This is a genomic window from Pseudomonas sp. PP3, assembly GCF_905336995.1.
Classification (GTDB): Bacteria; Pseudomonadota; Gammaproteobacteria; order Pseudomonadales; family Pseudomonadaceae; genus Aquipseudomonas; species Aquipseudomonas reinekei.
In genome coordinates, this window is record NZ_HG995459.1 from 5955112 (window position 1) to 5974422 (window position 19311).

Sequence of the window (19311 nt, forward strand, 5' to 3'; positions counted from 1 at the left end):
GCACGTAATTAGGCCGCGGATTCTACCAGACAATGCCGATCACGCAAGCTGTCGCTTCTACCGACCGTCTGCTAGGCTCCCGACCCAATACGCTGATCATCTGCACACAAACCTGTGGGAGCGGGCTTGCCCGCGAAAGCGTCCTGTCAGCCTTTCTTCCCCGCCTAATAGAGACCATCCTGCGTGCCCGACGCCATTCTGCGCCTCGCCCTGCCTTCGCCGCTGCGCCGCCTGTTCGATTACCGCCCGCCAGCCGGCGTGCGGCGCGATCAGTTGCACCCCGGCATGCGCCTGCGAGTGCCGTTTGGCCGCCGCGAGATGATCGGGATCCTGGTCGAGGTCGCTGACACCAGCGAGGTACCAGCGGAAAAACTCAAGCCCGCATTGGCCTTGCTCGACGCCACGCCACCGTTGCCACCGGCGCTGTTCAAACTGTGTCTGTGGACATCCCAGTATTACCAGCACAGCCTCGGCGACACGTTGAGTTGGGCGTTACCGGTACTGCTGCGTCAGGGTGAACTGGCCGAAGCGCGCCAGGAACGCTTCTGGTCCGCCGCGCCGGGCGCGAGCCTCGATGACCCGCGCATCGCCCGCGCGCCCCGTCAGCGTGAAGCCCTGGCGACGCTGGCCCAGCACCCCCACGGCGTCGCCCATCAACTGCTGAGCAAACTGATGCTGAGCAAAGACAGCCTGGATCTGCTGCTGGCCAAGGATCTGGTGCAGGTCGAGATCCGCCGCCATGCTCCGGGCGCCCGTCATGAACACTGGCTTGCCCAACCCGAGCTGCCGCTGAACCCGGAACAGCGTGCGGCGTATGAAGCGATCCGCGCCGGGTTCGACAGTTATCACGCGTTCCTGCTGGCCGGCGTCACCGGCAGCGGCAAGACCGAAGTCTACTTGCAACTCATCCGCGAGACCCTGGAAGCCGGCAAGCAAGCCTTGGTGCTGATCCCGGAAATCAACCTCGGCCCACAAACCCTGGCGCGCTTCGAGCAGCGTTTCAATGCGCGCATCGCGCTGATCCACTCGGCGGTCAACGACCGCGAACGCCTCGACGCCTGGCTCGCCGCGCGCGATGGCGAGGCCGACATTATTATCGGCACCCGCTCGGCGCTGTTCACCCCGATGAAAAACCCGGGGCTGATCATCATCGATGAAGAGCACGACGGTTCCTATAAACAGCAGGAAGGCCTGCGCTACCACGCCCGCGATCTGGCATTGGTGCGTGCGCGGCAGGAAAACATCCCGATTGTGCTCGGCTCCGCCACGCCTTCGCTGGAAAGCCTGCACAACGCCTACACCGGTCGATACGGCCTGCTACGCCTGAATGAGCGCGCTGGCGGTGCCAAGCAACCGCGTTTTCTGCGCCTGGACGTAAAAAGCCGTCCGCTGGACAGCGGCATTTCCGGGCCGATGCAACAAGCCATCGGCCAGACCCTGGCTGCCGGCCAGCAAGTATTGGTGTTCCTCAATCGCCGCGGCTTTGCGCCAACCCTGCTTTGCCACGACTGCGGCTGGATGTCCGAGTGCCAGCGCTGCGACGCGCGCATGACCGTGCACCAGCGTTACGGCGAGCTGCGCTGCCACCATTGCGGTTACGTCGAACGCGTGCCCCGCCAATGCCCGAAGTGCAACAAGGTCGATCTGCGCCCGGTGGGTGCGGGCACCGAACGGGCGGAGGAACGCCTGGCGATCCTGTTCCCGGACTACCCGGTATTACGGGTCGACCGCGACAGCACCTCGCGCAAGGACGCGATGAACCAGTTGTTCGCAACCATTCAAAAAGGCCAGCCATGCATCTTGATCGGCACGCAGATGCTCGCCAAGGGTCACCACTTTCCACGGGTGACACTGGTGTCGATTCTGGATGCCGACGGCGGGCTGTTCTCCGGCGACTTCCGCGCCAGTGAGCGCATGGCGCAGTTGATTGTTCAGGTCGCGGGCCGCGCAGGCCGCGCCGAAGAACCGGGCAAGGTGATCATTCAGACGCACCTGGCCGACCATCCATTGCTGATACAGTTGACCGAGCAAGGTTATTTCGCGTTCGCCGAACAGGCGTTGAGTGAACGCCGCGCGGCGGGGTTGCCGCCGTTCGCGCATCTGGCGCTGCTGCGGGCCGAAGCGCACAAACCCGGGCAGGCTGAAGGTTTTCTTGATGAAGCGTGCAGCGAAGCTGAGCGTCTGCTGATTGAACAAAATCTGACTGGCATCGAATTGCTGGGGCCGGTGCCCGCCCCGATGGAACGCCGGGCCGGGCGTTATCGGGCGCAGTTGCTGCTGCAGGCAACGGCCCGGGCGCCGCTGCATCGGTTGCTTGCCAGTTGGTTGTTGGTCCTGGAGCAGATGCCGAGCGGGCGGGCGGTGCGCTGGTCTCTGGATGTGGACCCGGTCGACTTGTATTGACTTTAAGTTTGGGATCGCCGGCAAGCCAGCGCCTACAGGGGCTTTGCGGTGGCACCGACATGCGTGAACACTCACGATCAGTGTAGGAGCCGGCTTACCGGCGATAGCGGTCGATTTGTCACCACATATCCATAACCTGCCCGCTATAGTTGGCAAGCCCGCCTTCGCAACGGATAATGCCCAGTTTTTCCACCAGCGCATGATGCGCCGCCGCGCCAGCGGTCGAAAGAGAAGACCATGAAAGACACCATTCGCCAGCTGATCCAACAAGCCATCACCCAACTCGTCAACGAAGGTGTGTTGCCTGAAGGCCTGTCGCCGGCGATCCAGGTGGAGAACTCCCGCGACAAGAAGAACGGCGACTTCGCCAGCAACATCGCCATGATGCTGGCCAAACCGGCGGGCATGAAGCCCCGCGACCTGGCGGAAAAAATCATCGCCGCGTTGCCGGCTGACGAAAACGTCAGCAAGACCGAAATCGCCGGCCCTGGCTTTCTGAACTTCTTCCAGAATACTGACGCCCTGGCCTCGCGCCTGGACGCGGCCCTGGCCGACGCCAACATCGGCGTGCGCAAGGCTGGCCCGGTGCAGCGCACCGTGGTCGACCTGTCGGCGCCGAACCTGGCCAAAGAAATGCACGTCGGCCACTTGCGCTCGACCATCATCGGCGACGGCGTGGCCCGCGTGCTGGAGTTCCTCGGCGATGAAGTCATCCGCCAGAACCACGTCGGCGACTGGGGCACCCAGTTCGGCATGCTGATGGCTTACCTGCAGGAAAACCCGATCACCAGCGACGAGCTGTCGGACCTGGAAAACTTCTACCGCGCCGCCAAAGGACGCTTCGACGAGTCCGAAGAGTTCGCCGACCGCGCCCGTGGCCTGGTGGTCAAGTTGCAGGCCGGTGATCCGGACTGCCTGGCGCTGTGGACCAAGTTCAAGGACATCTCGCTGTCCCACTGCCAGAAAATCTACGAACTGCTCAACGTCAAACTGACCATGGCCGATGTGATGGGCGAAAGCGCCTACAACGACGACCTGATCAACGTGGTCAACGACCTCAAGGCCGCCGGCATGCTGGTCGAGAGCAACGGCGCCCAGTGCGTGTTCCTCGACGAGTTCAAGAATGCCGATGGCGACCCGCTGCCCGTGATCATCGTCAAGGCTGACGGCGGCTACCTCTATGCCACCACCGACCTGGCGGCCGTGCGCTACCGCAGCGGCACGCTCAAGGCTGACCGTGCGCTGTACTTCGTCGACCAGCGTCAGGCCCTGCACTTCCAGCAAGTGTTCGCCGTGGCCCGCAAGGCCGGCTTCGTGACCCATCCGATGGAAATGGAACACATGGGCTTCGGCACCATGAACGGCGCCGATGGCCGTCCTTTCAAGACCCGCGATGGCGGCACCGTGAAGCTGATCGACCTGCTGACCGAAGCCCAGGAACGCGCCTACACGCTGGTGAAAGACAAGAACCCGGAACTTGCCGAAGCCGAGCTGCGCAACATCGCCAAGGTGGTGGGCATTGGCGCGGTGAAATACGCCGACCTGTCCAAGCACCGTACCAGCGACTACAGCTTCAACTTCGACCTGATGCTGAACTTCGAAGGCAACACCGCGCCGTACCTGCTGTACGCCTACACCCGCGTGGCTGGCGTATTCCGCAAACTCGGCAAGGACTTCAGCGAAGTCGAAGGCCAGATCGTTCTGGAAGCGCCGCACGAGCATGAGCTGGCAGCGAAACTCGCGCAGTTCGGTGAGATCCTGAACAACGTGTCCGAAAAAGGCACGCCGCACATTCTCTGCACTTACCTGTACGACGTCGCCGGCCTGTTCTCCAGCTTCTACGAGAACTGCCCGATCCTCGCCGCCGACACCCCGGAACAAATGCAGAGCCGCCTGCGCCTCGCCGCGCTGACCGGACGTACTCTCAAGCAAGGCCTGGAACTCTTGGGCCTGGAAACACTGGAGCGCATGTAAGTTGGCTGCCAAGAAAAAACCTGCACCCAAGCGTGGCGCCAGCCGTTATCAAGCTCCAGCGAAGCAACCGATCCCGGGTTGGTTGTGGATGGCCATCGGCCTGACGGTCGGAGCGTTCCTCGTGTTTCTGATGAAACTGGAGCCGGGCAAGGGCAGCGACACAGTCAAGCGCGAGAAGGTCGAGCAGCAACAGAAAGCCAGCAAAATCGCCGAAGCCAACAAGACCCCGCCGAGCCCGACGCAACCGGTGAAGCCGAAGTACGACTTCTATACCTTGCTGCCGGAATCGGAAGTCATCGTGCCACCGGATGCCGTGCCGGAGAAAACCCTGCCGACGCCACAAGTGCCGGCCATTCCGACCACGCCGGTGACCCCGGCCGAAGCGGCGAAAATCGATACCGCCCGCGCCCAGGCAGCCCTGGCCGGCATTACGCCGCCGCCAGCGCCGCCCGTGACCAAGGCCGCGCCGGTGACCAAGTTCTTCCTCCAGGCCGGTTCGTTCCGCAAGGAGACTGATGCCGACAAGGTTCGCGCGCAGATCATCCTGCTCGGCCAGGCGGTGGCGGTTGAGTCCGGCACGGTCAAGGACGAAACCTGGTACCGCGTTCTAGTCGGCCCGTTCAGCAACCGCGAGCAACTGACCACCGCACAGAAACAGCTGGCCGGCGCCGGCTTCAGCAACCTGTTGTTACAACAACGCCAGAGCCGCTGACCGCCCTGTGGCGAGGGAGCTTGCTCCCGCTGGAGTGCGCAGCACTCCCAAAACCTGTAACTGCGGTCCATCAGACAGACCGATCAGACTGGGATTGTGGCTGCTTTGCAGCCAAGCGGGAGCAAGCTCCCTCGCCACAATTGTTTCGGCGTCGAGCATCATCGTTGCGCACCGCCCGTCCCCTCTCGCGCCCCACAGTTGAAATCCACTCCACCACCCCCATATGAATGGGCATAAGGCATTTTCGCCCCGCTGCGTGGAGACTCTTCCCTTGACCACCATCGTTTCAGTTCGCCGCCACGGCAAAGTCGTCATGGGCGGCGACGGCCAGGTTTCGCTTGGCAATACCGTGATGAAAGGCAACGCGAAAAAAGTTCGTCGCCTGTACCACGGCCAGGTCATCGCCGGTTTTGCCGGTGCCACCGCTGACGCCTTTACTCTCTTCGAACGCTTCGAAGGCCAGCTGGAAAAACACCAGGGCCACCTGGTTCGCGCCGCTGTCGAACTCGCCAAAGAATGGCGCACCGACCGCTCCCTGAGCCGCCTCGAAGCCATGCTTGCCGTCGCCAACAAAGATGCTTCCCTGATCATCACCGGCAACGGTGACGTAGTTGAACCCGAAGACGGCCTGATCGCCATGGGTTCCGGCGGCGCCTACGCTCAAGCCGCCGCCAGCGCGCTGCTGAAAAAAACCGATCTGTCGGCCCGTGAAATCGTCGAAACCGCCCTCGGCATCGCCGGCGACATCTGTGTATTCACCAACCACACCCAGACCATTGAGGAGCAGGACTGCGCCGAGTAAGCCCGTGCAGGCCATCGCGCCACGGCTCATTCTTGCTTGAGGTCCGCTAAATACTATGTCCATGACTCCCCGTGAAATCGTCCACGAACTCAATCGCCATATCATCGGCCAGGACGATGCCAAGCGCGCCGTCGCCATTGCCCTGCGCAATCGCTGGCGCCGGATGCAGCTGCCTGAAGAGCTGCGCGTTGAAGTAACGCCGAAGAACATCCTGATGATCGGCCCGACCGGTGTCGGTAAAACCGAGATCGCCCGTCGCCTGGCCAAGCTGGCCAACGCGCCGTTCATCAAGGTCGAAGCGACCAAGTTCACCGAAGTCGGCTACGTTGGCCGCGATGTCGAATCGATCATTCGCGACCTCGCCGATGCCGCCATCAAACTCCTGCGTGAACAGGAAATCGTCAAGGTCCGCCATCGCGCCGAAGACGCCGCCGAAGAGCGCATTCTCGATGCGCTGCTGCCGCCGCCGCGCATGGGGTTCAGCAACGACGACGCCCCGACGGCCGATTCCAACACCCGTCAGCTGTTCCGCAAGCGCCTGCGTGAAGGTCAGCTGGATGACAAGGAGATCGAAATCGAAGTGGCCGAAATGGCCGGCGTCGATATCTCCGCGCCTCCAGGCATGGAAGAAATGACCAACCAGCTGCAAAGCCTGTTCGCCAATATGGGCAAGGGCAAAAAGAAGGCTCGCAAGCTCAAGGTCAAAGAAGCGCTTAAACTGGTACGCGACGAAGAAGCCGGCCGCCTGGTCAACGATGAAGAGTTGAAGGCCAAGGCCCTGGAAGCCGTCGAGCAGCACGGCATCGTGTTCATCGACGAAATCGACAAGGTCGCCAAGCGCGGCAATTCCGGTGGCGTCGACGTCTCCCGCGAAGGCGTGCAACGCGACCTGCTGCCGCTGATCGAAGGCTGCACCGTCAACACCAAACTGGGCATGGTCAAGACCGATCACATCCTGTTCATTGCTTCGGGTGCCTTCCACCTGAGCAAGCCGAGCGATCTGGTGCCCGAGCTGCAAGGTCGTCTGCCGATTCGTGTCGAGCTCAAGGCGCTGTCGCCTGAAGATTTCGAACGCATCCTCAGCGAACCGCACGCATCGCTCACCGAGCAATACTGCGCACTGCTGAAAACCGAAGGCCTGGGCATCGAGTTCCAGCCGAGCGGCATCAAGCGCATCGCCGAGATCGCCTGGCAGGTCAACGAGAAAACCGAGAATATCGGTGCCCGTCGCCTGCACACCCTGCTCGAGCGTCTGCTGGAAGAGGTGTCGTTCAGTGCCGGCGACCTGGCCAGCAGCCATGACGGCAAGGTCATCCAGATCGACGCCGACTACGTCAACAGCCACCTCGGTGAATTGGCGCAGAACGAAGACCTGTCCCGTTATATCCTGTAGGTCACATTCTGTGTGAGCGGGCTTCTGTGGCGAGGGAGCTTGCTCCCGCTGGGTCGCGAAGCGGCCCCGAAAACGGCGAATGCGGTTCATCAGACAGATCGCATTCTCCGGTTTTACGACTGCCGAGCAGCCGAGCGGGAGCAAGCTCCCTCGCTACAGGATCACCCGCCGACACAGGGCCTCCATCAGACGGAAGACCGGCCCCATGACGACCCAACTCCCCACCGACATCAAACTGCACAAAGCCTCGAAAACCCTGACGCTCAAATATGCGTCCGGCGAGGAATACACCCTGCCCGCCGAATTCTTGCGCGTGCACTCTCCTTCCGCCGAGGTCCAGGGCCACGGCAAACCTATCCTGCAATTTGGCAAGATCAACGTAGGCCTGAGCAAGGTAGAACCGGCCGGTCAGTACGCACTGAAACTGACCTTCGACGACGGCCACGACAGCGGCCTGTTCACTTGGGAATACCTGTACGAGCTGGGGCGACGCCATGACGCACTCTGGGAGGATTATCTTGCCGAACTAAAAGCGGCCGGAAAAACCCGCGACCCCAGCGAGTCTGTCGTCAAGCTGATGCTCTAGCCTGAGCCTCTTGCTCTTTAGAGGGCATTTTCTAATTTCATCTGTTTGAATGCTCCGCTTCAGGGTCGGCGATTGGCCTGCTTGCGAAAAAAATTAAACTCGGGTAACCAATGGAGCTGGCAAGTTCCCTGCAGTGCTCTCTGCGAACAAAAAGCAGTGATGCAGTATTAACGGTCACCCGAGCAGTAGTACCTGGCATTGGCTGTGTGACTACACAGCAGGCCCCGGTACTCGTCTCAGGACAATGGAGCGTCGTAGATGAGTAACAAGAATAACGATGACTTGAAGTATCAGGCCTCGGAAAATACCTTGGGACTGAATCCTGTCGTTGGGCTGCGTGGAAAGGATCTACTGGCTTCTGCTCGAATGGTGCTCAGGCAGGCCATCAAGCAACCGGTGCACAGCGCCAAGCATGTTGCGCATTTCGGCCTTGAACTCAAGAACGTGCTGTTCGGTAAATCCGAGCTGCAACCGACCAGCGATGACCGTCGCTTCGCGGATCCGGCCTGGAGCCAGAACCCGCTCTATAAACGTTATCTGCAAACCTACCTGGCGTGGCGCAAGGAACTCCACGACTGGATCGACGACAGCAACCTCGCGCCCAAGGACGTCGCTCGCGGGCACTTCGTGATCAACCTGATGACCGAAGCGTTTGCCCCGACCAACACGGCGGCCAACCCTGCAGCGGTCAAACGCTTTTTCGAGACCGGCGGCAAAAGCCTGCTCGACGGTCTCTCGCATCTGGCCAAGGACATGGTGCACAACGGCGGCATGCCGAGCCAGGTCAACATGGGCGCGTTCGAGGTCGGCAAAAGCCTTGGCGTGACCGAAGGTGCGGTGGTGTTCCGCAATGATGTGCTGGAGCTGATCCAGTACAAGCCGATCACCGAACAAGTCCACGAGCGTCCATTGCTGGTGGTGCCGCCGCAGATCAACAAGTTCTATGTTTTCGACCTGAGCCCGGACAAGAGCCTGGCGCGGTTCTGCCTGCGCAACAATGTGCAGACCTTCATCGTCAGCTGGCGCAACCCGACCAAGGAGCAGCGCGAGTGGGGCCTGTCGACCTACATCGAGGCGCTCAAGGAAGCGGTCGACGTGGTCACCGCCATCACCGGTAGCAAAGACGTGAACATGCTCGGCGCCTGCTCCGGCGGCATCACCTGCACCGCGTTGCTGGGCCACTACGCCGCGATCGGCGAGAACAAGGTCAACGCCCTGACCCTGCTGGTCAGCGTGCTCGACACGACCCTGGACAGCGACGTGGCCCTGTTCGTCGACGAGCAGACCCTCGAGACCGCCAAGCGCCATTCGTATCAGGCCGGCGTACTGGAAGGCCGCGACATGGCGAAAGTCTTCGCCTGGATGCGCCCCAACGACCTGATCTGGAACTACTGGGTCAACAACTACCTGCTGGGCAACGAGCCGCCGGTGTTCGACATCCTGTTCTGGAACAACGACACCACGCGGTTGCCGGCAGCGTTCCACGGCGACCTGATCGAGATGTTCAAAAACAATCCATTGATCCGCTCCAATGCACTGGAAGTGTGCGGCACGCCGATTGACCTCAAGCAGGTCACCGCCGATATCTTTTCCCTGGCCGGCACCAATGACCACATCACGCCGTGGAAGTCTTGCTACAAGTCCGCACAGCTGTTCGGTGGCAATGTTGAGTTCGTGCTGTCCAGCAGCGGGCATATCCAGAGCATCCTGAACCCGCCGGGCAACCCGAAATCGCGCTACATGACCAGCACAGAAAAAATGGCCACCAGTGCCGAGGAGTGGCAAGAGAACTCCACCAAGCACACCGATTCCTGGTGGCTGCATTGGCAGGCCTGGCAGGCCCAGCGTTCCGGTGAAATGAAGAAGGCCCCGGCGAAACTGGGCAACAAGGCTTACCCGGCGGGTGAAGCGGCACCGGGCACGTATGTACACGAACGCTAGACCCACAGACCTTTAGGAGCCGGCTTGCTGGCGAATGCATCACCCCGGTGAAACTGGCAGACCGCAGTGGTCGCATCGCCAGCAAGCCGGCTCCTACAGGATGTGTGTCAGGAACCAGGATCCACCCACAGGGCTAGAGCATGCCGCAACCGTTCATATTCCGTACCGTCGACCTGGATGGCCAGACCCTCCGCACGGCAGTACGTCCCGGCAAGCCTCACTTGACGCCCCTGCTGATTTTCAATGGCATCGGCGCCAACCTTGAGCTGGTGTTTCCGTTCGTCGCGGCGCTGGATCCGGACCTGGAAGTCATTGCTTTCGACGTTCCCGGTGTCGGTGGTTCATCGACGCCGAACCGGCCTTATCGTTTTCCGGGCCTGGCCAGACTCACGGCGCGGATGCTCGATTATCTCGACTACGGACAGGTCAACGTGATCGGCGTGTCGTGGGGCGGCGCCCTTGCGCAGCAATTTGCTTACGACTATCCGGAGCGTTGCAAGAAGCTGGTGCTGGCGGCCACGGCGGCTGGCGCGGTGATGGTGCCGGGCAAACCGAAAGTGTTGTGGATGATGGCCAGCCCACGACGCTATATCCAGCCGTCACACGTGATCCGCATCGCCCCGATGATTTACGGCGGCTCGTTCCGTCGCGACCCGACGCTGGCCGCCAGCCATGCCGCGAAAGTGCGTTCGGCGGGCAAGCTCGGCTACTACTGGCAGCTGTTCGCCGGTCTTGGCTGGACCAGCATTCACTGGCTGCACAAGATCAACCAGCCGACCCTGGTGCTGGCGGGTGATGATGATCCGCTGATCCCGCTGGTCAACATGCGCTTGCTGGCCTGGCGCATTCCCAACGCCCAGTTGCACATCATCGATGACGGCCATCTGTTCCTGATTACCCGGGCTGAGGCGGTGGCGCCGATCATCATGAAATTTCTCGAGGAAGAACGTCAGCGTGCAGTGATGCATCCGCATCCGGCGCCATTGGGCGGCTAAACCGCCCATTGTCGGTCGGCAGGACGCCGCGCCGCGCAACAACCCGTTACAGCGTCTATGGTGTTCTGGTTCGGTGTGTTTGTTTTTGGCCTGAAGACGAAGGAGTGTTGACTGATGCGTGACAAACCAGCCAGGGATTCGTTGCCCACTCCCGCCGCGTTCATCAACGCACAGAGTGCGATTACCGGCCTGCGCGGCCGGGATCTGATTTCGACCCTGCGCAGCGTTGCTGCCCATGGCTTGCGCAACCCGCTGCACACCGCTCGGCACGCCTTGAAACTGGGTGGGCAATTGGGCCGCGTGTTGCTGGGCGACACCTTGCACCCGACCAACCCCCAGGACAATCGTTTCGCCGACCCGGCCTGGAGCCTCAATCCGTTTTATCGTCGCAGCCTGCAGGCCTACCTGACCTGGCAGAAAGAGGTCAAAAGCTGGATCGACGAAAGCAACATGAGCCCGGATGATCGCGCCCGCGCGCACTTTGCCTTTGCCCTGCTCAACGATGCCGTGTCGCCGTCCAACAGCCTGCTCAACCCGCTGGCGATCAAGGAAATCTTCAACTCCGGCGGCAACAGCCTGGTGCGCGGGATCAGCCATCTGGTTGATGATTTGCTGCACAACGACGGCTTGCCCCGGCAGGTCACCAAGCAGGCATTCGAGGTCGGCAAGACCGTCGCCACCACCACGGGCGCCGTGGTGTTTCGCAATGAACTGCTGGAGCTGATCCAGTACAAGCCGATGAGCGAAAAGCAATATTCCAAACCGTTGCTGGTGGTGCCGCCGCAAATCAACAAGTACTACATTTTCGATCTCAGCCCGCATAACAGCTTCGTCCAGTTCGCGCTCAAGAACGGCCTGCAAACCTTCATGATCAGTTGGCGCAACCCGGACGTGCGCCATCGCGAATGGGGCCTGTCGACTTACGTTGAAGCGGTCGAAGAAGCCATGAATGTCTGCCGCACGATCACTGGCGCCCGCGAGGTCAACCTGATGGGCGCCTGCGCCGGCGGGCTGACCATCGCCGCGCTGCAAGGTCACCTGCAAGCCAAGCGACAATTGCGCCGCGTCTCCAGCGCGACCTATCTGGTGAGCCTGCTCGACAGCGAACTGGACTCCCCGGCGACCCTGTTCGCCGATGAACAAACGCTTGAAGCGGCCAAACGTCGCTCCTATCAGAAAGGTGTACTTGATGGCCGTGACATGGCCAAGATCTTCGCCTGGATGCGACCCAATGATTTGATCTGGAGTTACTTCGTCAACAACTACCTGCTGGGCAAAGAGCCGCCCGCCTTCGATATCCTCTATTGGAACAACGACAACACGCGCCTGCCGGCCGCATTGCATGGCGACTTGCTGGACTTCTTCAAGCACAACCCGTTGAGCCATCCGGGCGGCCTTGAAGTGTGCGGCACGCCGATCGATCTGCAGAAGGTCACCGTCGACAGTTTCAGCGTTGCCGGGATCAACGACCACATCACGCCATGGGATGCGGTGTATCGCTCGACATTATTGCTGGGTGGCGAGCGCCGCTTCGTGCTCTCCAACAGCGGCCATGTGCAGAGCATCCTCAACCCGCCGAACAACCCGAAAGCCAACTACGTCGAGAACGGCAAACTGAGCAGCGACCCGCGGGCCTGGTACTACGACGCCAAGCGTGTCGATGGCAGTTGGTGGACGCAATGGCTGGACTGGATTCAGCAGCGCTCAGGGGCGCAAAAGGAAACCCACATGGCCCTCGGCAACCAGAACTATCCACCGATGGAGGCGGCGCCCGGTACTTACGTGCGCGTGCGCTGACATTCAAACGAACCACGGTCGATGTCGGCCGTGGCAGGACCCGAACATTAAGAAGACTGGATGAAAACCCGCGACCGCATCCTCGAATGTGCCCTGCTGTTGTTCAATCAGAAGGGTGAACCGAACGTTTCCACCATGGAAGTTGCCAATGAAATGGGCATCAGCCCGGGCAACCTCTACTACCACTTCCACGGCAAGGAGCCATTGATCCTCGGGTTGTTCGAACGCTTTCAGGCCGAGCTGGCCCCGCTGCTCGACCCACCGGCGGACGTCGAACTGGCTCCCGAGGATTACTGGCTGTTCCTGCACCTGATCGTCGAACGCCTGGCCCACTACCGGTTTCTGTTCCAGGACCTGTCGAACCTTGCCGGGCGCCTGCCGAAACTGGCCAAGGGCATTCGCAATTTACTCAATGCGCTCAAGCGCACGTTGGCCTCGTTGCTGGCGCGCTTGCAGGCTCAGGGGTTATTGGTCAGTGAAACGCAAGCGCTGGGGCAACTGGTGGAACAAATCACCATGACGCTGCTGTTCTCGCTGGACTATCAGCGGATTCTCGATCGAGAGGGAGAAGTACGATTGGTGGTTTACCAGATCATGATGCTGGTGGCGCCGCACCTGTTGCCGCCGATCAAGGCCGCGACAGAACAACTGGCCCTTCAATACCTGGAAGTACACGAGTAGCGCTGATCACATCAATCCCTGTGGGAGCGAGCCTGCAACATAGAATCTCCCACATTGGGTTTGTGGTGTTTTCAAAATGACGCACAACAAAAAACGCCCGACCTTGGCAGGCCGGGCGTTTTCTTGAGCCCTGAAGAATCAGGACTGACTGGTTGGCGTCGATGAAGCCGGCGCGACAGTCGGGGTGACAGCTGGGGTCGGTGCAGTCGCGGAGTTCGATGCGCTGACCGGGGCGGCTGCCGGGGTTGCCGGTTTGGCCGCTGCCACTGCTGGCTTGGCGGCAGCTTTTGGAGCCGCCGGCTTTTTCACCGCTGGCTTCTTCGCAGCAGCCGGTTTGGCCGCTGGCTTGGCTGCAGGTTTAGCTGCGGCGGTTTTTGCGGCCGGTTTAGCGGCTGGCTTCGCTGCCGGTTTGGCGGCTGCCTTGGCGGCCGGCTTGGCAGCCGCTTTGGCAGCGACTGGTTTGGCCGCTGGCTTGGCAGCTGCAGGTTTAGCGGCAGCCGTTTTGGCCGCTGGCTTGGCAGCAGGTTTGGCTGCAGCTTTTACCAGAGGTTTAGCCGCGGTTTTGGCCGCCGGTTTGGCCGCTGCGGTTTTCGCCGCCGCTGGCGCAACCTTGGCACCGGTCAGTTTTTCGATTTGCTTGGTCAGGGTATCGACCTTGCTGTGCAGTGCCTTGACTTCGTTGCGGCTCGGTACGCCCAGACGCGAAATGGCGCTGTTCAGACGCTTGTCGAAAGCGCCTTCGAGCTCATCCCACTTGCCCAGTGCGCGGTCTTTCACGCCGCTGATGCGCGATTTGGCCGAAGAAGCGGAGTCCTTGGCGGCGTCGACTTTTTTGCCAACGGCGCTCTTGGTGAGCTTCTCGGCTTTCTCGCCGTCCTTAACCAATGCATCGAAGAGTTTGCTGCCGTCAGTGTCGATCTTCGAGTACACGCCTAAACCAGCCAGCCAGATTTTCCGGGAGTAGTCTTCGACCTTCCCGATCCACGAGCTGCCTTCTTTTTCGGTGTTCTTTTTAACAGCCATCCCGTTCTCCTTAAGATTTACGCGCGACACGTTCGAGCAATGCCGTCAGCTCATCGAGCTTAGCAGAGAGTGTCTCAACGTCATGTTTAGACGGAATGCCGATACGATTCAAGGCACTTGCGACACGCGTGTCGAACGCCTTCTCGACCTTGTCGAGTTGAACTTCGACCTTGCCCTTGAATGTAGTGACTTCATTCTTGGCGTCGTCGATCTCGGCATTGGCCGCTTCGAGCTTCTCAGCGAACACTTTTTTGCCTTTCTTTTCAACAGCTTGGCCAGCTTTCACCAACTCTTGAAAGTAATCGCTGCCCTCTTGGCCCACCTTGGCGTAGGCACCCAGGCCTGCCAGCCAGACCTTGCGGGCATAGGATTTGACGTCGCCCAGAGCACTGGTCGATGCGTCGATTTTTTTCTTCAAAATAACTTTGGCCATGGTCCACCTCACGCGCAGAAGGTTTGAGGAACTGCCCGGGAAAAGTGTCGGGCTCTGGCACAAAGTAGGGAGAAAAATTAGAAACGGCACCCTAACAACTGACATAAACAGGTGGTGGCGTCGCCACTTGCTGTAGGAGCAAGCTTGCTCGCGATGCAGGCACCTCGGTGTTTCAGTTACACCGCATAGATGCCATCGCGAGCAAGCTTGCTCCTACAAGATCGCGCGCGTTATGCCAGCGCTTTATCCAGCGCCTTTTCGATTTCCGCTTTGATCATGCCGCTCATGGCCGACATCATCAGGCCCAGTTCCACATCGACCTTGATCAAATCGTCACTGACATGCACCGCGCCTTTCACGCCCGAGCGCTTGAGGTTCAGCGTGTCACCCGACCACTGCGGCTCCAGGCCATATTGCTCGTTGAGTTTCTGCGCCAGCTTGTCGGCCTTCGCGCGCGCCGCGTCCTTACCCAGGCCGTGGGCACGTTCAACACTGATACGGGCCATCGAATGACTCCTGTTTTGTGAATGCTTGTACGGTAAATCTTGACCGCTGCTGCGGCAAAACGTCCCGAGGGTGATCCATCTTACCTTCAGCCTTGCCAAGACAAAGCATCCCTTGGGGATTAGAATGTCGCGCATTCTCTTTTGGTGACAGCGATATGACTGATCAGCGCAAAGGCAACGATGCCGAACCCACCACACACTTCGGCTTCAAAAACGTTCCGGAAAGCCAGAAAGCGGAAAAAGTCGCTGAGGTTTTCCATTCGGTAGCCGCCAAGTACGACCTGATGAACGACCTTCTGTCGGGCGGCATGCACCGTTTGTGGAAGCGCTTCGCGATCGAACTGTCGGGCGTTCGCACCGGCAACCGCGTGCTCGACATCGCCGGCGGCACCGGTGATTTGACCAAAAAATTCTCGCACCTCGTCGGCCCGACCGGCCAGGTAGTGTTGGCCGACATCAACGAGTCCATGCTCAAGGTCGGTCGTGACCGCCTGCTGGACCTGGGTGTGGCGGGCAACGTCGAGTTCGTCCAGGCCGATGCGGAAAAGCTGCCGTTCCCGGACAGCCATTTCGACTGCGTGACCATCGCCTTCGGCCTGCGCAACGTCACGCACAAGGAAGACGCCCTGCGCTCCATGTTGCGCGTCCTCAAGCCTGGCGGTCGCCTGCTGGTGCTGGAGTTCTCCAAGCCGACCAACGCGCTGATGTCCAAGGCCTATGACGCTTACTCGTTCGCCTTCATGCCGCTGATGGGCAAGCTGATCACCAACGACTCGGAAAGCTATCGCTACCTGGCCGAATCGATCCGCATGCACCCGAATCAGGAAACCCTGAAGTCGATGATGGTCGAGGCCGGTTTCGACCGCGTGACCTATCACAACATGACCGCAGGCATCGTCGCCCTGCACCGCGGCATCAAGCCCTGATGTTGCTCGCCGGCCTGCTCGCCAGCGTTGAACTCGGCCTGAACCGGGTGCTTCGTCTCGACAGCACGGCGCTGCCGCGGCTCGCGCATTTGACCGGCAAAGTGATTGCCGTCGATTGCCGCAGCCCGGCGCTGCAATTGTTCATCCTGCCCAGCGACGAAGGCCTGATGCTCGCGTCCCAGTGGGAAACCGGCGCCGATTGCACCTTGCGTGCACCGGCCTCAAGCCTGTTGAAACTGGCGATGAGCAAGGACAAGACCTCGGTGCTGCACGCCCCGGAAGTCGAACTCGACGGTGACAGCGGCGTACTGCTGGAACTGGCGACGATTCTTCAGGACCTGGAGCTGGACTGGGAGTACGAACTCTCGCGCTGGCTCGGCCCCGTCGCCACGCAACTGGTCGGCGGCCACCTGCGCAGCCGCGCCCGCTGGTATCAGCAAGGATTTGCCAGCCTGGGCCAGAACCTGGGCGAGTACCTGGCCGAAGAATCGCGCACCCTCGTCGGGCAGCGCGAAGCCGAAGCCCGTTTCAGTGAACTGGACCGGATCAAACTTGATCTGGAACGTCTCGAGGCGCGTTTCGAGCGCCTTTCCCGATCCCTCGACCCAAGCGATAACGCATGAAGCTGCTTGCCGTCCGCCGTTTGTTGCGCATCCAGCGCGTCGTGATCCGCTACCGCCTCGATGACCTGCTGTTCGCCCTGCCGCTGCCCTGGTTCTTGCGAGCGCTGCGTTATGCCTTGCCGTGGCGCTGGTTCCCGCGCAAGACCCTGGACCTGAGCCGTGGCGCACGACTGCGCCTGGCCTTGCAGGACCTGGGGCCGATCTTCATCAAGTTCGGACAGATCCTGTCCACCCGCCGCGACCTGCTGCCCGAGGACATCGCTGACGAACTGATGAGGCTGCAAGACCGCGTGCCGCCGTTCGACTCGCAGGTGTCGGTCAAGCTGATCGAAGAACAGCTCGGCAAGAAAATCAGCGAAGTGTTCAGCCGCTTCGACGTCGAACCGCTGGCCTCGGCCTCGGTGGCGCAGGTGCACGCCGCGCAGCTGAAAACCGGTGAAGAAGTCGTGGTCAAAGTCATCCGCCCGGGCCTGAAACCGGTGATTGCCCAGGACCTGGCATGGTTGTTCATCCTTGCCCGCGCCGCCGAAAAGCTCTCGGCCGACGCCCGCCTGTTGCACCCGGTGGACGTGGTTCTGGACTACGAAAAAACCATCTACGACGAACTCGACCTGCTGCGCGAGGCGGCCAACGCCAGCCAGTTGAAGCGCAATTTCGAAGGTTCGCCGCTGCTGTACGTGCCGCAAGTCTATTGGGACTGGTGCCGCCCGAAAGTGTTGGTGATGGAGCGCATCTACGGCATTCAGGTCACCGATCTGGCGACGCTGGCCGACCAGCGCACCGACATGAAAATGCTCGCCGAACGCGGCGTGGAGATCTTCTTCACCCAGGTGTTCCGCGACAGTTTCTTCCACGCCGACATGCACCCGGGCAACATTTTCGTCAGCACCGTGAGCCCGTGGAGCCCGCAATACATCGCGATCGACTGCGGCATCGTCGGCAGCCTGACGCCGGAAGACCAGGATTACCTGGCGCGCAACCTGTTCGCCTTCTTCAAGCGTGACTACCGCCGCGTGGCGCAGTTGCACATCGATTCGGGTTGGGTGCCGGCGGAAACCAAACTCAATGAATTCGAAGCGGCGATCCGAACCGTTTGCGAGCCGATCTTCGAAAAACCGTTAAAAGATATTTCATTTGGCCAAGTGCTGATGCGCCTGTTCCAGACAGCTCGACGCTTCAACATGGAAGTGCAGCCGCAGCTCGTGCTGTTGCAGAAAACCCTGCTGAACATTGAAGGCCTGGGCCGTCAGCTGTACCCGGACCTCGATTTGTGGAACACCGCGCAGCCATTCCTGGAGCGCTGGATGCGCGAAAGGGTCAGCCCCAAAGCCTTGATCGGCAACGTGCAGAGCCAGTTCGAACAGCTACCGCACCTGGCCAACATGGCCCGCGACCTGCTCGAACGCATGTCCCAACCCCACGCCTACGACCCGCCACCACCGTGGCACCGACGTCGCGACGACTGGTTCCTGCGCCTGCTCGGCACGGCGCATCTCGCCGGTGGCGCCATCCTCGCCGCGGGTGGTCCCCTGAACGAACTGGCCTACTGGCCGGCCGGGATCATGATGGCGGTCGGTTTGTATCTGGTCGTTCGTCGATAGCATCAATCTGCTGCAAGTTATAAGCTGCAAGCTTCAAGCGCTGTGGTTAGCACTCATGTTTAATTCACGCCGGTAGCCAGGCGTTGCACAATACGAGAGACCGTTACGCACTGGCTTTTACTTGCGGCTTGAAGCTCGAAGCTTGTAGCTGCTTTTCAGGAACCGAAGATGAAAAACTGGCTGGACGAGATCAAATGGGACGCTGATGGCCTGGTGCCGGCGATTGCCCAGGATCACAAGACCGGGCGCGTCCTGATGATGGCCTGGATGAACCGCGAAGCACTGGAACTGACCGCTGCCGAGAATCGCGCGATCTATTGGTCCCGCTCCCGTGGCAAGCTGTGGCGCAAGGGCGAAGAGTCCGGCCATGTGCAAACCCTGCATGAGATGCGTCTGGATTGCGACGCCGACGTGATCATCCTGATGGTCGAGCAGATCGGCGACATCGCGTGCCATACCGGCCGCCAGAGTTGCTTCTACCGCGTCTATGAGAACGGCGACTGGACCACCGTCGACCCGGTTCTGAAAGATCCGCACGCCATCTATTCCGCAGGACACAAACATGAGTGACACTCTCACCCGACTGGCCGAGGTACTGGAAGAGCGCAAAGGCGCCGCCGCGGACAGTTCGTATGTCGCCAGCCTCTATCACAAGGGCTTGAACAAGATTCTGGAAAAAGTCGGCGAAGAGTCGGTCGAAACCATTATCGCCGCCAAGGACGCCGCCATCAGCGGTGACTGCAGCGATGTGATCTACGAAACCGCCGATCTGTGGTTCCACAGCATGGTCATGCTCGCCCAACTGGGGCAGCATCCTCAGGCTGTACTCGATGAACTGGACCGTCGTTTCGGTCTCTCCGGACACGCCGAGAAAGCCTCGCGCCCGTCCGCCTGAATAACGATTAGAGAGGAGCA

At 60.7% G+C, this 19311-nt stretch carries 18 protein-coding genes; 15 read left to right on the forward strand and 3 right to left on the reverse strand.

All coding sequences use genetic code 11. From position 1 onward, the window contains the following. Window positions 1-183 precede the first annotated feature (183 nt). The 10 genes from KHO07_RS26945 to KHO07_RS26990 all read left to right on the forward strand — a co-directional run bounded on the left by KHO07_RS26945 (window position 184) and on the right by KHO07_RS26990 (window position 13284). Complete coding sequence (locus tag KHO07_RS26945; protein WP_150735548.1) at window positions 184-2403, forward strand: primosomal protein N'; 2220 nt, start codon at window positions 184-186, stop codon at window positions 2401-2403. A gap of 237 nt (window positions 2404-2640) precedes the next feature. Further along, window positions 2641-4377 carry an arginine--tRNA ligase gene (gene argS / locus KHO07_RS26950; protein ID WP_212625991.1) on the forward strand — a complete coding sequence of 579 codons (1737 nt, stop codon included), beginning with the start codon at window positions 2641-2643 and terminating at the stop codon, window positions 4375-4377. A 1-nt stretch (window position 4378) separates the two neighbouring features. Then, complete coding sequence (locus tag KHO07_RS26955) at window positions 4379-5089, forward strand: SPOR domain-containing protein (RefSeq protein WP_075947229.1); 711 nt, start codon at window positions 4379-4381, stop codon at window positions 5087-5089. A 271-nt stretch (window positions 5090-5360) separates the two neighbouring features. After that, complete coding sequence (hslV, locus tag KHO07_RS26960; protein WP_007975582.1) at window positions 5361-5891, forward strand: ATP-dependent protease subunit HslV; 531 nt, start codon at window positions 5361-5363, stop codon at window positions 5889-5891. Window positions 5892-5946: 55 nt separating this feature from the next. Next, window positions 5947-7284 (forward strand): HslU--HslV peptidase ATPase subunit, encoded by a 1338-nt coding sequence (gene hslU / locus KHO07_RS26965; protein WP_150735546.1) that lies wholly within the window; start codon window positions 5947-5949, stop codon window positions 7282-7284. A gap of 205 nt (window positions 7285-7489) precedes the next feature. Next, window positions 7490-7870 carry a DUF971 domain-containing protein gene (locus KHO07_RS26970; protein WP_150735545.1) on the forward strand — a complete coding sequence of 127 codons (381 nt, stop codon included), beginning with the start codon at window positions 7490-7492 and terminating at the stop codon, window positions 7868-7870. A gap of 258 nt (window positions 7871-8128) precedes the next feature. Next, window positions 8129-9811, forward strand: coding sequence for a class II poly(R)-hydroxyalkanoic acid synthase (phaC, locus tag KHO07_RS26975; protein WP_150703404.1), 1683 nt, complete (start codon window positions 8129-8131; stop codon window positions 9809-9811). A 140-nt stretch (window positions 9812-9951) separates the two neighbouring features. After that, window positions 9952-10806, forward strand: a complete 855-nt coding sequence (gene phaZ, locus KHO07_RS26980) for a poly(3-hydroxyalkanoate) depolymerase (protein WP_212625992.1) — start codon at window positions 9952-9954, stop codon at window positions 10804-10806. A 114-nt stretch (window positions 10807-10920) separates the two neighbouring features. Continuing rightward, window positions 10921-12603 carry a class II poly(R)-hydroxyalkanoic acid synthase gene (gene phaC, locus KHO07_RS26985; protein ID WP_150735543.1) on the forward strand — a complete coding sequence of 561 codons (1683 nt, stop codon included), beginning with the start codon at window positions 10921-10923 and terminating at the stop codon, window positions 12601-12603. 60 nt (window positions 12604-12663) lie between these two features. After that, entirely contained in the window at window positions 12664-13284 is a 621-nt protein-coding gene (locus KHO07_RS26990; RefSeq protein ID WP_075947222.1) for a TetR/AcrR family transcriptional regulator, read from the forward strand. 138 nt (window positions 13285-13422) lie between these two features. Here KHO07_RS26990 and KHO07_RS26995 read toward each other — a convergent pair whose 3' ends face one another. The 3 genes from KHO07_RS26995 to KHO07_RS27005 all read right to left on the reverse strand — a co-directional run bounded on the left by KHO07_RS26995 (window position 13423) and on the right by KHO07_RS27005 (window position 15246). Next, on the reverse strand, window positions 13423-14307 hold the full coding sequence (locus KHO07_RS26995) for a phasin family protein (RefSeq protein WP_212625993.1): 885 nt from the start codon (window positions 14305-14307) through the stop codon (window positions 13423-13425). Between the two features lie 10 nt (window positions 14308-14317). Further along, window positions 14318-14740, reverse strand: a complete 423-nt coding sequence (locus KHO07_RS27000) for a phasin family protein (RefSeq protein WP_212625994.1) — start codon at window positions 14738-14740, stop codon at window positions 14318-14320. A gap of 230 nt (window positions 14741-14970) precedes the next feature. Next, a complete protein-coding gene (locus tag KHO07_RS27005) occupies window positions 14971-15246 on the reverse strand; it encodes a polyhydroxyalkanoic acid system family protein (RefSeq protein ID WP_212625995.1) in 276 nt (91 codons plus the stop codon). Between the two features lie 155 nt (window positions 15247-15401). On the opposite strand from KHO07_RS27005, the gene ubiE reads away from it, so the two are divergent. From ubiE to KHO07_RS27030, 5 genes are all read left to right on the forward strand, one after another. Then, on the forward strand, window positions 15402-16172 hold the full coding sequence (gene ubiE, locus KHO07_RS27010; RefSeq protein ID WP_212625996.1) for a bifunctional demethylmenaquinone methyltransferase/2-methoxy-6-polyprenyl-1,4-benzoquinol methylase UbiE: 771 nt from the start codon (window positions 15402-15404) through the stop codon (window positions 16170-16172). After that, window positions 16172-16795 (forward strand): SCP2 domain-containing protein, encoded by a 624-nt coding sequence (locus KHO07_RS27015; RefSeq protein ID WP_212625997.1) that lies wholly within the window; start codon window positions 16172-16174, stop codon window positions 16793-16795. Before ubiE ends, KHO07_RS27015 begins: the two co-directional genes overlap by 1 nt. Next, entirely contained in the window at window positions 16792-18396 is a 1605-nt protein-coding gene (ubiB, locus tag KHO07_RS27020; protein WP_150735537.1) for a ubiquinone biosynthesis regulatory protein kinase UbiB, read from the forward strand. Before KHO07_RS27015 ends, ubiB begins: the two co-directional genes overlap by 4 nt. Before the next feature lie 168 nt (window positions 18397-18564). Further along, entirely contained in the window at window positions 18565-18966 is a 402-nt protein-coding gene (gene hisI, locus KHO07_RS27025) for a phosphoribosyl-AMP cyclohydrolase (RefSeq protein WP_007989281.1), read from the forward strand. Then, on the forward strand, window positions 18959-19291 hold the full coding sequence (locus KHO07_RS27030; protein ID WP_008047820.1) for a phosphoribosyl-ATP diphosphatase: 333 nt from the start codon (window positions 18959-18961) through the stop codon (window positions 19289-19291). Before hisI ends, KHO07_RS27030 begins: the two co-directional genes overlap by 8 nt. The last annotated feature ends 20 nt before the right edge of the window (window positions 19292-19311 follow it).

Bases quoted from the DNA above. Each gene is read 5' to 3' on its own strand.
- hslU (WP_150735546.1), top strand. From the start codon at position 5,947: ATGTCCATGACTCCCCGTGAAATCGTCCACGAACTCAATCGCCATATC.
- phaC (WP_150735543.1), top strand. From the start codon at position 10,921: ATGCGTGACAAACCAGCCAGGGATTCGTTGCCCACTCCCGCCGCGTTC.
- argS (WP_212625991.1), top strand. From the start codon at position 2,641: ATGAAAGACACCATTCGCCAGCTGATCCAACAAGCCATCACCCAACTC.
- KHO07_RS26990 (WP_075947222.1), top strand. From the start codon at position 12,664: ATGAAAACCCGCGACCGCATCCTCGAATGTGCCCTGCTGTTGTTCAAT.
- KHO07_RS26995 (WP_212625993.1), bottom strand. From the start codon at position 14,307: ATGGCTGTTAAAAAGAACACCGAAAAAGAAGGCAGCTCGTGGATCGGG.
- KHO07_RS26970 (WP_150735545.1), top strand. From the start codon at position 7,490: ATGACGACCCAACTCCCCACCGACATCAAACTGCACAAAGCCTCGAAA.
- hisI (WP_007989281.1), top strand. From the start codon at position 18,565: ATGAAAAACTGGCTGGACGAGATCAAATGGGACGCTGATGGCCTGGTG.
- KHO07_RS27030 (WP_008047820.1), top strand. From the start codon at position 18,959: ATGAGTGACACTCTCACCCGACTGGCCGAGGTACTGGAAGAGCGCAAA.
- ubiE (WP_212625996.1), top strand. From the start codon at position 15,402: ATGACTGATCAGCGCAAAGGCAACGATGCCGAACCCACCACACACTTC.
- KHO07_RS27005 (WP_212625995.1), bottom strand. From the start codon at position 15,246: ATGGCCCGTATCAGTGTTGAACGTGCCCACGGCCTGGGTAAGGACGCG.
- phaC (WP_150703404.1), top strand. From the start codon at position 8,129: ATGAGTAACAAGAATAACGATGACTTGAAGTATCAGGCCTCGGAAAAT.
- ubiB (WP_150735537.1), top strand. From the start codon at position 16,792: ATGAAGCTGCTTGCCGTCCGCCGTTTGTTGCGCATCCAGCGCGTCGTG.
- phaZ (WP_212625992.1), top strand. From the start codon at position 9,952: ATGCCGCAACCGTTCATATTCCGTACCGTCGACCTGGATGGCCAGACC.
- KHO07_RS27015 (WP_212625997.1), top strand. From the start codon at position 16,172: ATGTTGCTCGCCGGCCTGCTCGCCAGCGTTGAACTCGGCCTGAACCGG.
- KHO07_RS27000 (WP_212625994.1), bottom strand. From the start codon at position 14,740: ATGGCCAAAGTTATTTTGAAGAAAAAAATCGACGCATCGACCAGTGCT.